The organism is Haladaptatus paucihalophilus DX253, assembly GCF_000376445.1.
In the GTDB taxonomy this organism is placed as follows: Archaea; Halobacteriota; Halobacteria; order Halobacteriales; family Haladaptataceae; genus Haladaptatus; species Haladaptatus paucihalophilus.
This window is the reverse complement of the sequence record NZ_AQXI01000004.1, coordinates 280077-293837: the sequence shown is the minus strand read 5'-3', so window position 1 is coordinate 293837 and position 13761 is coordinate 280077. Positions and strand designations below refer to the sequence as shown.

Annotated in this window: 10 protein-coding genes; 7 read left to right on the top strand and 3 right to left on the bottom strand. The window is 57.8% G+C overall.

Annotated features, from left to right (window positions below):
• Positions 1-132: 132 nt before the first annotated feature.
• The 6 genes from B208_RS0121795 (at position 133) to B208_RS0121765 (ending at position 7461) form a co-directional block, all read left to right on the top strand.
• The gene (locus B208_RS0121795; RefSeq protein ID WP_007981313.1) at positions 133-1659 is read left to right on the top strand and encodes an aldehyde dehydrogenase family protein; all 1527 of its coding nucleotides are present in this window, start codon (positions 133-135) and stop codon (positions 1657-1659) included.
• Positions 1660-1824: 165 nt separating this feature from the next.
• Positions 1825-3180, top strand: a complete 1356-nt coding sequence (locus B208_RS0121790; protein ID WP_007981314.1) for an aminotransferase family protein — start codon at positions 1825-1827, stop codon at positions 3178-3180.
• Positions 3180-4478, top strand: coding sequence for a glutamate dehydrogenase GdhB (gene gdhB, locus B208_RS0121785; protein WP_007981316.1), 1299 nt, complete (start codon positions 3180-3182; stop codon positions 4476-4478). The genes B208_RS0121790 and gdhB overlap by 1 nt, the downstream gene beginning before the upstream one ends.
• A gap of 344 nt (positions 4479-4822) precedes the next feature.
• Complete coding sequence (locus tag B208_RS0121780; RefSeq protein WP_007981318.1) at positions 4823-5605, top strand: S1 family peptidase; 783 nt, start codon at positions 4823-4825, stop codon at positions 5603-5605.
• 228 nt (positions 5606-5833) lie between these two features.
• Positions 5834-6967: an acyltransferase gene (locus B208_RS0121770; RefSeq protein WP_007981319.1), complete on the top strand. Its 1134-nt coding sequence runs from the start codon at positions 5834-5836 to the stop codon at positions 6965-6967.
• Positions 6968-7230: 263 nt separating this feature from the next.
• Positions 7231-7461 (top strand): hypothetical protein, encoded by a 231-nt coding sequence (locus B208_RS0121765; protein WP_007981321.1) that lies wholly within the window; start codon positions 7231-7233, stop codon positions 7459-7461.
• Between the two features lie 828 nt (positions 7462-8289).
• Here the strand turns inward: B208_RS0121765 and B208_RS0121760 are convergent.
• From B208_RS0121760 to B208_RS0121755, 3 genes are all read right to left on the bottom strand, one after another.
• Complete coding sequence (locus B208_RS0121760; protein ID WP_007981323.1) at positions 8290-9885, bottom strand: hypothetical protein; 1596 nt, start codon at positions 9883-9885, stop codon at positions 8290-8292.
• Positions 9886-10335: 450 nt separating this feature from the next.
• Positions 10336-10500: a hypothetical protein gene (locus B208_RS24605; protein WP_007981325.1), complete on the bottom strand. Its 165-nt coding sequence runs from the start codon at positions 10498-10500 to the stop codon at positions 10336-10338.
• A 192-nt stretch (positions 10501-10692) separates the two neighbouring features.
• Positions 10693-11877, bottom strand: a complete 1185-nt coding sequence (locus B208_RS0121755) for an aryl-sulfate sulfotransferase (protein WP_007981327.1) — start codon at positions 11875-11877, stop codon at positions 10693-10695.
• Between the two features lie 518 nt (positions 11878-12395).
• Between B208_RS0121755 and epsC the strand changes: the two genes are divergently transcribed.
• Positions 12396-13277 (top strand): serine O-acetyltransferase EpsC, encoded by an 882-nt coding sequence (epsC, locus tag B208_RS0121750; RefSeq protein WP_007981332.1) that lies wholly within the window; start codon positions 12396-12398, stop codon positions 13275-13277.
• The last annotated feature ends 484 nt before the right edge of the window (positions 13278-13761 follow it).

Here is a 13761-nt window from a genome sequence, read left to right as displayed (position 1 = left end):
CCACTGATTCATCTATGAGCTAACAAGCGCATCCTAAATTAGAATCATCACAATATATCCACTTCCATTTTGGTATCTAGTTAGTTTTATTAGCGCCCGATTCGAGGTGCATGACGAACGAGCACAGTAACCATGGAACTAGAACACTACACCGGCTCGGTTCAAGAGAACCATCAGCAAGCGAGCGAGGAGGCACAGTCATTCGGGACGTTCGAAGCGTGGATCGGTGGGTCGTCTCACCCAGCGGAAAGCGGCGAGACGTTCGAGACGCGAGACCCCGTCGTAGACGAACCCATTCTCTCGGTACCTCGCTGCGACGAGGTTGACGTGGACGCGGCCGTCGAGGCCGCACAGGACGCCTTCGAGAACGAGTGGGGCAATGCGACGCCCGCGGAGCGGTCGGAAGCCCTCCTCGAATGGGTCTCCGTCCTCCGCGACAACATCGAAGAACTCGCGATTCTCGAGAGCCTCGACGTGGGCAAGCCGCTGTCGTACGCCAAGGGCGAGGTCAACAAGGGCATCGACTTCATCGAGTACTACGCGAACATCTGCCGCGCCGAGGGCGGCAAGGAGATTGCGGCGGCGAACGACGCGCACATCTACACCCGTCGTGAGCCCTACGGCGTCGTCGGCTGCGTCACGCCGTGGAACTACCCCCTCGTCCTCACCTCGTGGAAGATCGGCCCGGCGCTCGCCGCCGGCAACGCCGTCGTCCTGAAACCCGCCGAGCAGAGTCCGCTCACGGCGCTCCGAATCGCCGAACTCTCCGAGGGCGTCCTGCCCGATGGCGTTTTCAACGTCGTCCCCGGCTTCGGCCAAGAGGCGGGCGCGCCCCTCACGGGTCACTCCGACGTGCAGAAGGTTTCGTTCACCGGCGAGGACGTGACCGGCGAGGAAGTGATGAAGTCGGCCGCCTCGAACATCACGCCCGTCACGCTGGAACTCGGTGGCAAATCGCCGTTCGTCGTCTTTCCCGACGCGGATATCGAACAGGCCGCCGAGACCGTCGCCGGGAGCATCACGTACAACACCGGCCAGTCGTGCGACGCCTGTTCACGCGCGCTCGTCCACGAGGACGTTCGTGACGAGTTCGTCGAGAAGTTGGTCGAGGAGATGGAGTCACACACAATCGGCGACACGCTCGCCGAGGGGACCACCTTCGGCCCGCTCGTCTCCGAAGCGCAGTACGAGAAGGTGACCTCGTACCTCGAACTCGGCGTCGAAGAAGGTGCCACCCTCGCGACCGGCGGAAACGCCGTCGAAGCCGAGGGCACCGACGACGGGTGGTTCGTCGAACCCGCAGTCTTCGTGGACGCCGACAACGACATGCGAATCGCGCAAGAGGAGATATTCGGCCCGGTCGAGACGGTCATCACCTTCAGCGACTACGACGAGGCCATCGAACTCGCTAACGACGTGGAGTTCGGCCTCGCCGCGGGCGTGGCGACGGAGAACGGTTCGCTCGCCCACCGCGCGGCCGCCGACATCGACGCGGGAAGCGTCTGGGTCAACAAGTTCTACGGACGCACCGTCACCGGTAGCCCGTTCGGCGGGTTCAAACGCTCCGGCATGGGCCGCGAGTGCTCCCGTGATACGCTCAACGCCTACACCCAAGAGAAGACGGTCCACGTCCCCATCGACCAGGACCCGACACTCTGAATCCACCGTCGATTCTGGCCTCCTACCTATTCCGTTCACACCGATCCCGTGACGCGAGTCTGTCTGGTACTGGTTTAGATTACTCCGGTGCGTTTTGGAACTTCTACAAAATTCGGATTTCTTAGTAAGACTTATTTTATTATGGGGTGCAGTCAATCGTGATAGATGGCACATCAGAACCACATCTTCTACAAGTGGGGAGGGGGAATCGAGCCCGACCTGCCGAGGATAGACCACGCCACAGACGAGTTTCTCGTGACCGAAGACGGCGAGCAACTCATCGACGCCGCGTCGGGCGCTGCCGTGACTAATCTCGGCCACTCGGTTCCGGGCATCGACCAGATATTCGAGTCACAGTCGTCGAACGTCTCGTATCTCAGTCTGTCTCACTTCTCCCACGACGCACCCGAGGAACTCGCGCGCACGCTCGCAACGCGTTCTCCCGGTGATCTCTCCAAAGTGTTTTATACGAACTCGGGGAGCGAGGCAAATGAGGCGGCGTTCAAGCTCGCACGCGAGTACTTTCGTTCGCGTGGGAAGACCGAGAAGTCCGTCGTGATCTCCCGTTGGCAGTCGTACCACGGCGCAACGTTTGGTGCACTGTCCGCGACCGGGAACACGCTTCGACGGCGGGGCTACGAATCGTTCCTGGCCGATTGGGAGCACATTTCGCCGGCGTACCCGTACCGGTGGTCGTTCGAGGGAACGCCCGAAGAGCAGGCCCGTGCCGCCGCGCGTGAACTCGAAACGACGATTCGCCAACGCGGTCCCGAGACGGTCGCAGCCTTCATCGCCGAACCGGTCGGCGGCGCCAGCATCCCTGCGACCGCACCGCACCCCGCTTACTACGAGGAAGTCCGCGACATCTGCGACGAGTACGACGTGCTCTTTATCGCGGACGAGGTGATGACCGGATTCGGCCGAACCGGACCGCTGTTCGCCATGGAACACTACGGCGTCGTTCCCGACATGATGACGCTCGGAAAGGGCCTCACGAGCGGCTACACGCCGATGAGTGCCGTGCTCGTTCGTGACCACGTGGCCGAGGAGTTCACCCACGACGGTGCCTCGTTCGCCCACGGCCACACGTTCGCCGGAAATCCGCTGTCCGCGGCCGTGGCGAACTTCGTCGTGGACCGGTACACGGACGACGTGCTCGAACAGGGTCGCGCTCGCGGCCGCCAACTCGTCTCCGAACTCGACGCACTCCGAGACCACCCGATGGTCGGCGATTTCCGCGCGATGGGGCCGATGGTCGGACTGGAGTTCGTCGCCGATAGGGCGACGAAAGAGCCCTTCGACCCCTCCTCGAAGGTCTACAAGCGGGTCTACGACGCCGCACTCGACCGCGGCGTCTACACGTACCCCGGAAAGGGGTCGGTCGATGGGTTGGCGGGCGACCACCTGATGCTCGCTCCGCCGCTGACACTCAGTGAGGCCTCGGCCTCTCGAATCGCCGACGCCGTCATCGATTCGGTTGAAACGGTCTACCGCCGCATCAAGCCGGAGGTGACCACCTGATGGCGCAGAGCGAGGAGAACGCGGTCGCTGCCGAGGAGTCGAACGCGGAACCCGAATCCGAGACGGCGCTCGAAACGGCCCGGCGGCAACTGGAGCGCGCCGCGGGACTCGTAGACGTGAACCCGGGTATCATCGAACGGTTGAAACATCCGACGAAGGTCCAACGGGTGGCGGTCCCGCTGAAGCGCGACGACGGCACCGTTACAGTCTACACCGGCTACCGCTCCCAGCACGACGACGTTCGCGGGCCGTACAAGGGCGGCCTTCGCTACCACCCGAACGTCACCGAAGACGAGTGCGTCGGTCTTTCGATGTGGATGACGTGGAAGTGCGCCGTGATGGACCTCCCCTTCGGCGGCGGGAAGGGCGGCATCGTCGTGGACCCGAAGGACCTCTCGCTCGGCGAGAAAGAACGGCTCACCCGTCGGTTCGCCGAAGAGGTGCGCGATTTCGTCGGCCCGGAGAAGGACATCCCCGCACCGGACATGGGGACCGACGCGCAGACGATGGCGTGGTTCATGGACGCCTACTCGATGCAGGAAGGAGAAACCCAACCCGGCGTCGTCACCGGCAAGCCGCCCGTTCTCGGCGGAAGTTACGGTCGCGCGGCCGCACCCGGCCGGTCGGTCGCTATCATCGCTCGTGAGGTCATCGACCACTACGAGATGGACATCGAAGAGACGACCGTCGCGGTCCAAGGATTCGGTTCCGTCGGCGCGAACGCCGCCCGTATCCTCGACGATTACGGTGCGACCATCGTCGCCGTCTCGGACGTGAACGGTGGCATATACGACCCCGATGGCCTCGATACCCACGCCGTACCGACCCACGAGGAACAGCCAGAAGGCGTTATGAAGTACGATTCGCCCGCGAAGATTTCGAACGAGGACCTCCTCGAACTCGACGTGGACGTTCTCATTCCCGCCGCCATCGGCGACGTCATCACCGCGGAGAACGCGGAAGACGTCCGAGCCGACATCGTGATCGAGGGTGCCAACGGGCCGACAACGTTCGCAGCCGCGGAAATCCTCGAATCGAATGATGTCGCCGTCGTTCCCGACATCCTCGCCAACGCGGGCGGTGTGACCGTCTCGTACTTCGAGTGGCTCCAGAACATCAACCGTCGGTCGTGGTCGCTCAAACGCGTGAACGACGAACTGGAGACGGCGATGCTCCGCGCGTGGGACGACGTGTCCGATGCCAAAGCGGAATTCGACGTGACGTGGCGCGATGCCGCCTACGTGGTCGCCCTCTCTCGAATCGCCGAGGCCAAAGAATCCCGCGGACTGTGGCCCTGAGTCAGCACCGCCGCGTCAAACAAAACTGTCGAAGGGCCGTCTCAGTCCTTCCAGCACGACGAACACGGTTGGTTGCTCGAACAATACCGGTCGTCGGGATGAGCGTACTCACGACGAGAACGAGCGAACCGCCGACAGGGAGTACGACGCTCTCGAAGATATGCGATAAAAAATTTCGTATGCAGTTCATCCGATGGACGAAGCGGCCCTCCGGTCACGAAAAGCACTCACAGCCACAACCCTTTGGGATGAATCCGTCTAGTTCTAGCGGATGAGAATGCGCTCGAAACGAGTCAAAAGACATCCGGGGGGCTGAATTCATCCGTCACGGCCGATGCTGAACGATGGAGTTCGGGCGGATGACGCCCTCCTATTCCCGAAGAGGGATTCTTCGCGTGACTGGCCTCGCTTCCGTCTCCCCTTTCGTCGGCGGCTTCGGAAATTGTCGGCGCGCCGAATCGGCCGCGTCCGAGTATCGGACCACTGTTGTCGATGATTTCGAGCCGTTTTCCGAGGAAATCCGCGACCGAGCCCGTACGCTCGGAGAAACGGTACAACGGTCGGTTGTCCGACTATCGACCGATTCCGGGGGTGGGACCGGGTGGGTCGTCGATAGTGGATACATCCTTACGAATTCTCATATCGTTCGAGAAGCGACATCGGTAGCGTTCGAAACGTTCGATAACCGAACGGGAACGGCTACTCGCGTCGGATTTCACCGGGACCTCTTTCCGGACATCGCCTTGCTCAAGACGGACCTCGAAACCCCGCCTCCGCTTTCACTGGCGACGAATGCACACCCCTCTCGGAACGATGTCGTGCTCGCGGTCGGACATCCAAAAATGGTGGGTGACTGGGTGACATCCTTGGGCCGGTACGAGCGCTACAACCCACATTCGGATTGGATAGAAGCGACGATTCCGACCGGAGATGGTAACAGCGGCTCGCCGCTGTTGCTGATGGACGGGGGCGTCATCGGCTGTGTCAATGGAACGACTCGGGAGACACACACGATAGCGCGTAAAAATCGACCGAAAACCGTGTACACCACGTATCCGAGACGACTCACGGTCGCCACTGCAATACCAGCGGATACCATCGCGAAATGGGTGTCGAGGTGGCGATGAAATAGACCGATAGCTCACACTTCTGTTTTCAAGCGGAGGTCACGCGATGGACATGCTGCGCCAATCCGCGAATCCCGACGTTATGCATCGCTTCTATTTCCAACACAACGGTGAGACGGGCGAAGAAATAATTTGTGAGCACGGCGCTGATTGATTTCTGCGTTCCCGTCATAATCGGAGGCGTTTTAAATAGGAGGGAGTGACTTCTCAATGGATATTTGAGATACGATGAGTGATCGAATTCACAGCATAGATACGCTGCGAGCAATCGCTATATTCTTCATTGTCATCGCACACGTTCAACCGTTCCGGGGCTTCGGAACGGGCGGGAATTACGTCTACTTCGTACTGGACACTATCGGCCAGTTCGACGTTCCGTTCTTTTTCGTAACGTCCGGATACTTCCTCGCGGAGACGGTGAATGTCAACAACGTCAAATCTACCGTGAGTGGCTCCGTCCAGAAACTCGGGTCGATCTATCTGTTCGGGAGACTCCTCTCTATAACGGCAGTGATCGGGCTCGCGTTATTCCAAGGCGTTCCCGTAGCGAATGCTCTCATCGCTCACGGCCTCGGTGACATCTCCACCATCGACCTACTGTACTATGGAAACGCACTCGCCGTTCCGCTGTGGTTTCTGACGGCATTGATCTTCTCCCTCGGTTTCGTCGCTTGCTTCGTCAAGTTCCGAAAAACCCGTTATCTGTTGCCCATCGCTGCGCTCGTTCACATCGTTGGCCTCGTCGGAACGAATTATCAAATGATCGCGAACGTACCGTTCCGAACGCGGGACGCCCTCTTCTTCGGCTTCTTCTACGTCGCTCTTGGATACCACATCAACTCGTCCGACTGGACGCCGAACGAGAACCGTCGCCACATCTATCTCGGAGCGGTCGGCCTTCTCGCGGGAGTCCAACTCGTCGAGCAGTATGCTATCGGCTACATCATTCGCAATAACGTTCTTCACCAAGAGATATACTTGACGGAGTACACCATCTCGACGATATTCTTCGTTCTCGCTCTCTTCGCATACGTGCTCTCGAACCCACAGTTGGGGAAGAATACGATTCTCCCGAAAGTGGGGCGACACGCCCTCGGGATATATCTGCTCCACGTCCCATTGATTCGTCTCTTCCGGACGATGAACAGAGTTTGGCATCCGATTATCGGGGTCGACCTCACGTCGACGATTCTCTGGCAACTGGCGATAACGCCGGTGGTATACGTTCTTTCGCTGGCGGTCTATCTCTTCTTGGCGAAGGTGCACATCATAGAACTCGGGGGAAGCCATACCCCGTGGTTAAACCGTTTCCGGTCACGTGGCCGGATTCTGGTGCGCGATAAGCATCCAGATGACAACTGATGCCGTGTCGACCATGCCGATTGGCTTGAGGGGAGTGAACGAGGGATATTGACTTGGCCGAGTTGCAGACGAATTCAAATACACAGCTGATACCGTGTTAAATGCCAGCCATTCCGAATGGAGTTTTTCATCGCCGCGATCGATTCAACGAACGAGGCCCATTCGATGCTGAGAATCACAACACTCAGTTACACCCCATATAAAGTCTGTCATATTAGATACGTGCCAAAGGATTTGTAGTAGTTCCATTCTATACCCGTTCTATGACGGACTCACACGGTGAACTGCTACAGCAGGTGAACGAGATGCAGGCAGCATCCGGTATCGACCCCGACACGCGAAAAGTAATCGGAATTCTCAGCGAAACAATTAACACGCTTGGCACGGAGATCGAGGAACTTCAACAGCGCGTCGCGGAGTTGGAGGAGGGTATCGAGAAAAACGGACGTAGCCTGGATGACGAACAAAAGCAGGCGTGGTATTCGGAGCGATAACCTCCTGTATTCCATCACCGTTCCAGTTCATCACTCCGTATCATACAGTTCTGATCGAGTGATTGGTATCTCCGTGGAAAGCGAAGTCGAAAAGCGGGCAGAAAAAGGGTCAGAAATCATCCGACCAAGCCGAAAACAGCGTCAAAATCCGAGGGAAGACACCGTGTTTGATGGCAACTTCTCCGTTAGGAATGACATTGTATGCTAACTGGGGTGAAAATTAGTACGCCAGATGGAATACTTCTACTGTGACCGACCACTCGTCGTTTCATTGCAAAATCAACTCCCCGATGGTCGAGCGGAATCTTCATCTGATGGCAAATACGGTTCTACTGGTACGCGGTAACCGAGAATCGACGAGAGTCATAGACGGCACAGTGAACGACGGTTGAAGCGTGACGGCGTTAGCTCCCGCAGTCCTCCCGCCATGAAAATATACACGCACTAATTAGTGATCCCTTCCGAACGTAAGTGTTCGACAGCAACTGTAGTCGGGAGGAGGATGGATATCGGAGGGTGTTCTTCCATAGATGGGTGTCAGACCACACGCATGAATTGATTTACGGCAGCATCTCGGAATCGAAGCCGGAACTGTTTAAATCAGTATTCATCGGTGACATTTTCCCGGCGGGAAACGGCGGAGCTTCCCACAACAGTAGGATTCCGGCAATGCTGTCGGTTTCAGTCCGAATACGCCGAAAGCGTCATCTGTGCGGGTTTCGCACTCGTCTCCCGGTGGACTGTGCAGTGTCGCTTACGCGATTTCCGCCCGGCCTCAAGGCCGGGATTCCCTCGCTGATTAAAATGGGGGGAGTAGAGTAGGGAAAGTTACGTCCGCGCTGTGACACGACTCACCCGGTAAATCATCACGCCCCGGTTTTCGAATACGAGCGTGTACTCCGGCGACCGCACGAGCGACCGGCGCATTCGAATCGACTGGACGTGGTCGTCTCGTCGTATCGTATATTCTCCTTTTGGAACATACACGTACTCCGGCTGTCGGTCCGCGTTCTGAAACGACTGTGTGAGACAACCAGCGCTCTTGCAAGCCGATGTCGAGTCGTATAACCTCTTTTGACGCTCGAACTGGGGATTTCCTTTCCACTCGACACCCCACGGACTCATGAGGCTCGTACGGTGTGTCAGGAACGGAAATAGTTCTGCAGCATCACCGAGTACGACGAACCGTGACGAGGGGAGGGTGTGACGTTTTACCCACCCCATGGCGCGTTCGTCGTGTCGGTCCATGTATGATGCGGGAAGGAGTGTTTCTATTCGATTCTCGGTGGCACTATCGGTCGTCATCAGGACACCGCCAGCGACTATCGAACTGCTGATCAGTGCGAGCAGAAGTAGTGAAATGTATCGTTCCCGGAGTTCACCTCCCAGCTGCCTCTTGGCGATCGGCAGACAAACTTCGCAGATGAATACTGCCGCCGCCATCGCCCCCGCGACGTACAGCAGTCGATCCTGCGTAAGGAGATATCCCGTCAGTAGCATCCAAGTCGGTACGAACAATTTCCGCTGTCGGACGAGGGCCAAACTCCCGGCGACCGAGAGGGCATAGAAGAGCCATTGAGACTGTGATAACAACGGTTTGACGAACGAGTCGAAAAGACGAGCGATTCCGCCGCCGAGTCCGTCGTGTGTCCCGGCTGCAGCGGTGAAAATCGATATCCCGTGCATCGAAACGACGTGCCACCACCACGGAGCCGCTAGTATGATTCCCCCGATTGCGACCGATGCACCGAGTCCTACCCCGCTCCACGATCGGTCGAAAAAGCCGACCATGAGGAGGTAGCTAAGACCAAAGAACGCTGTGTACACGGGGTGAGTGAGAATCGTAAGGGTGAACAATACGATCGACGGAAAAAGCCATCGTCGATCCTTCGCTTTGAACGTTCGTATGCCAGTGTAAAGGCCAGTGAGAACGAAGAGAAACGCCGCCGCGCGGACGATGCCGCCCGCCGCGAGGTGCCATTTGAGGACGACCGGTGTTATAGCCAGTACGACGGTGGCACTTCCTGCTTGCGCCGGTGATTCGAGGAGTTCTTTCGCGAGGTAATAATAGGGAATCAGATACACGACCGTGAAGAGTCCCGGGAGATATCGCGTGAGTGATATCGGATCGAGACCGAGCGCATCGTGAAGAACCGCGATTACGTAAAACATCAGCGGTGGATACGCGAACGGAACTCCTCCTGCAGTGTAGTGTGGAATCGTTTCCGGTAGCCGATACCCGTGCATGCTAATCTGTTCTGCGATTGCGAGATACAATCCCGCACCGTGTGCCGGATATGGATAGATGGCGAGATATGTCAGATACACCAGCGTGCCGACGGTTACAGCGACAGAAAGCCAGACACCGTCACGTTCCACCCACCCAGTGCTGAAGGACGCACGGACGCGGCCCTTGAGAGACATTCGTCTGGTCGATTGCAACGACCGGTATTGGGTCTACTGGTATCGCGGCCTATCCGTGGAGACATCGTCTCACTGGTTTCTTTTCATCGCTTTCGGGGAGAGCGGAGGATATGGCTCCGTGGGGTGTGGTCTGGTGGGTCCAAGGAATAGGTACAATAGCCACCTTAATCAGCTATTTTCAGCTCATCTCTTCGCTGTTGTCGATCTCTCATTCAGAAGGAAAATAGTACGCACTGGTGCACTTTTTCCCCCGACTATTTACAACCCAGACGTGGTTGTCCCACCGACGGTATCGTTTTCTCATCGCACGAAGGACAACAGTCCGCGAAAATCCTCCTCGTATCTACTCGTCATCGCGAGAACGACTTAAACAGGGCGGCGATTACCATCGGAGTAGTCAACGAATGGAATCGCCACGATTTATCGACCTGAGGGAACGATTGAACCGCGTCACGATGGATGTTGGTGTTTTATTTTCTCGGCGATTTGTCCAGGAATCGGCGTCCCGCAGTCTTTGCACTTCCACGTCGGATAGACCTCACCCTGTTCCTTCACGAGATCCTGCTTGTACTCGAGGGTCGCACCGCACGTACACCGGTATGACGCGGATGACATACTTGGTAGGTCGTGACGCTATCGGATAAACTACAGGCGATGGGACCGCCCATTATGGGAGTACAGTATTGGAGATGAGAGAGAATACGGGAAATGAGAGAGAATGGGACTTCTCGGGGAAATCGGCAGCAGTTTCTCTGTTGCCGTCACGTCGGGACCCCATTCACTCATTCACTCATTCACTCACTTCGCTTACGTCCACCCTCTCCAATGAACCACCTCGACAGCACCCCACAGTACGACGATGAGCACCGCGAGGACGAGGAGATTGAATTCTAGCGGACCGATCCACGTCGGAAGAACCCATTGGGCGGTGGTGTAGACGTACGTGTACGTGGCATCGATTCTGGCCACTAGGCCATTCCCATCTTGCCCGACTGCTTTCGTATCGACGGCATCGCTTCCCTCGAGTTCGGCTATCGGTGGCCCCGACGGTTCGTCCCCGTACACCGGCCGTTCGACGTCGTACGGTTCGAAGGGAATCTTCACTTTCCAGACGACGTCTCCGCCCGGCGTCACTTCGAGAGCGCGATTGTTGTTACTGTCGACGATGAGCGTGTTTCCGTTCGGAAGTCGGTCTGCGTCCCGCGGCCAATCCAATCCCGTTCCGTAGGACCAGGTCTGTTTCCATCCGCTCTCCGTCTTTTCGTACTCGACGACGCGGTTGTTCTCGCTATCCGCGACGAGAACTGTGACCGGGTCCTGCGAGAGGAGAACCGGGTTGTGCTGTTCGTTGAGGATGTCGTAGTTGTCCTCCTCCCCCAGCGTCCAGCGAACGCGTTTCGATTCCCGGTCGATAAGCATAACACGGTCGAAATTCCGCGGACTGACGAGAAACGCGGACCCGTTGTCGACCGCATCGATGTCGTTCAAGTGAGTGTATCCACCGGGACCGCCCCCCGCACTCTTGGGGAAGTGCTTGCGGAACCGATACTCCCACACGACCTCGTCCTCGGAGCGGTCGTACACGAACACGCGGTTTTCCTTGCTCAGGTCGGCGATGGCGTACCGATCCCCCCCGAGGTAGTCGATGTCGTGCGTTCCGGGTGGAATCTCGAACTTCTTGAGTACCGTCCCCGTCCGCCAGTTCATCTCGATGGCGTAAAACGTCACGTCGAACGAAAACGCGGACTTGTTCATACTCCCATCACGTGCGACGAAGAGAACCCGACTCTCTCCGAGCGGATCCACGTCCATATATCGGTCGTACTTGCTGTGTATCCAGACCGGTTTGTTCGTCGCCGTGTCGAACGCTACCAATCTCGCCTGTCCCGTCGGAAACTCCTTTCCCTGTGCGGAAACGAACGTGACGTCCTCGACCGGGATATCGTTTGCTCGTTGATTTGCGTCCTTCGAGACCGTCAAATCCTCGTGCATCAATCCGCTCGTCGCGACAGGTGCTAGAAGTATCAGCACGACGATAAAGATCGACACTCGAAATTTCTGGGTTGGCATCCACCACCAATAACGGGCTCATTAGGTATTAATCAACTTACAGTATCCCACCGACAGAGACGGTCGTTCGCGACCACTTCCGTTCTCACACTTGACAAAAAGAGAACCATTACAGAAATTCACGAAGCGATGTGGGACGTGAGAAATGGATATCAGAGCCGATATTCCCCTTCACATAGCTGTCGTACGCTCCCATCGATGTGAATATCTTGATGGTCTTCATTTGGAGCACTGATTCGATAACTCGTTTCGATTTTCGGCGTCCGTGTTCTGCAGAAACTCGGAGATGACGGCAGGAACGATTTGCCACGACGCGCCGGACAGCTCTGTCGACCAACTGTGCATTCTCTCTTCCTCGCCATCGATGGTGAGTTTCCCGGATGGACCGCAATTCCGTTATCCCATAGCTTCTTCCCAACTAGCTCCTTACAAAAAGAGTGATGGAGTACCGCTACACCGGCAACGCTCACCACAGCTTAGTCGCCGCCTACGAGGCCGACGAGCCTCCCTTTCCGGTCCACGAGCCACGGGCCGCCCCCGAGACCTCGCACGCGAGCACTGAACTCAACCTCCTTCATCGCCTCCTCTTCCCGAGTTGCTGGAACGCCTACGCGGACCACACCGACCCCGATGACGTTCGAGAGACCCTCACTGAACTCGGCGAGCAACTCACCCGAGGTTGCCAACTGTACGCTCCCAGCGATCACCCTCGGGACTGTATCAGCGCCGTCATCGACCAACTTCCCGCCATCAGAGAACGCCTCAAACACGACGTCGAAGCCGCGTATAAAGGCGACCCTGCTGCGAAGTCCTACATCGAGGTAATCCGGGCGTATCCGGGATTCCACGCCATCGTCGCGCAGCGTGTCGCTCACGAACTGTACAAGGAGAGCAGGCAGGAGTACGCACGCGAACTCACCGAAGCCGCGAAAAGCGACACGGGCATCGACATCCATCCCGGCGCCGAGATCGGAGATTACTTCTTCATCGACCACGGCACCGGCGTCGTCATCGGTGAGACCGCCACTATCGGCGACTGGTGCCGACTCTACCAGAACGTCACCCTCGGTGCCCTCCACTTCGAAGAGGAGGAGGACACCGACCACGCACTCAAGAAAGGGTACAAGCGCCACCCCGACATCGGCGACCACGTCGTCATCGGTGCCGGGTCGAACGTCCTCGGCGCCATCACCGTCGGCGATCACGTCAGTATCGGCGCAAATTCCTGGATTACCGAGGATATTCCTTCGAACACCACGGTGTACGTCTCCGACCATCCTGACCAAGAACGCAAATCGAACGGCCACGAGACCGAAGACTAACCAATCCCGCTTCACCGTCGTGGGGGGCACCGCGTAATCGGTACCGTGCTCACGGTAGTCGCGCCGGATAACGTGTCTGCATCAATGACAGACGGCAGTGTGCGATACCAGAAAGAGAGAGAGACGCGCTATCGGCATGTAGAGGAAACGACCGACGACGATATTCTCTTGGCGACCGGGGAGTCAGCGTTTCCAGCGGTGACGACTCAGTGGCTCACAGGTCCGCGAGCAGAACGGGAAACCGTTATCCGGTCGCCGCGATATCTGCCACGTATGGGACTCCTCCAAGACGTGCTGTGCATCTCGGGCATCAGACACGACTACGGCGACGCGCACGGTGGAATGAAACGCTGTCGGAACTGCGGGAACGTCGAAGAGACCGAGTAGTCCGCGGAACGGGCAGGCGACCACGCACGCGAGGCCGTTCTGACGAACCGAACTGACACCCCTCCGCCCCGAAGGGCCGGGTAGTATCTCCGACTCT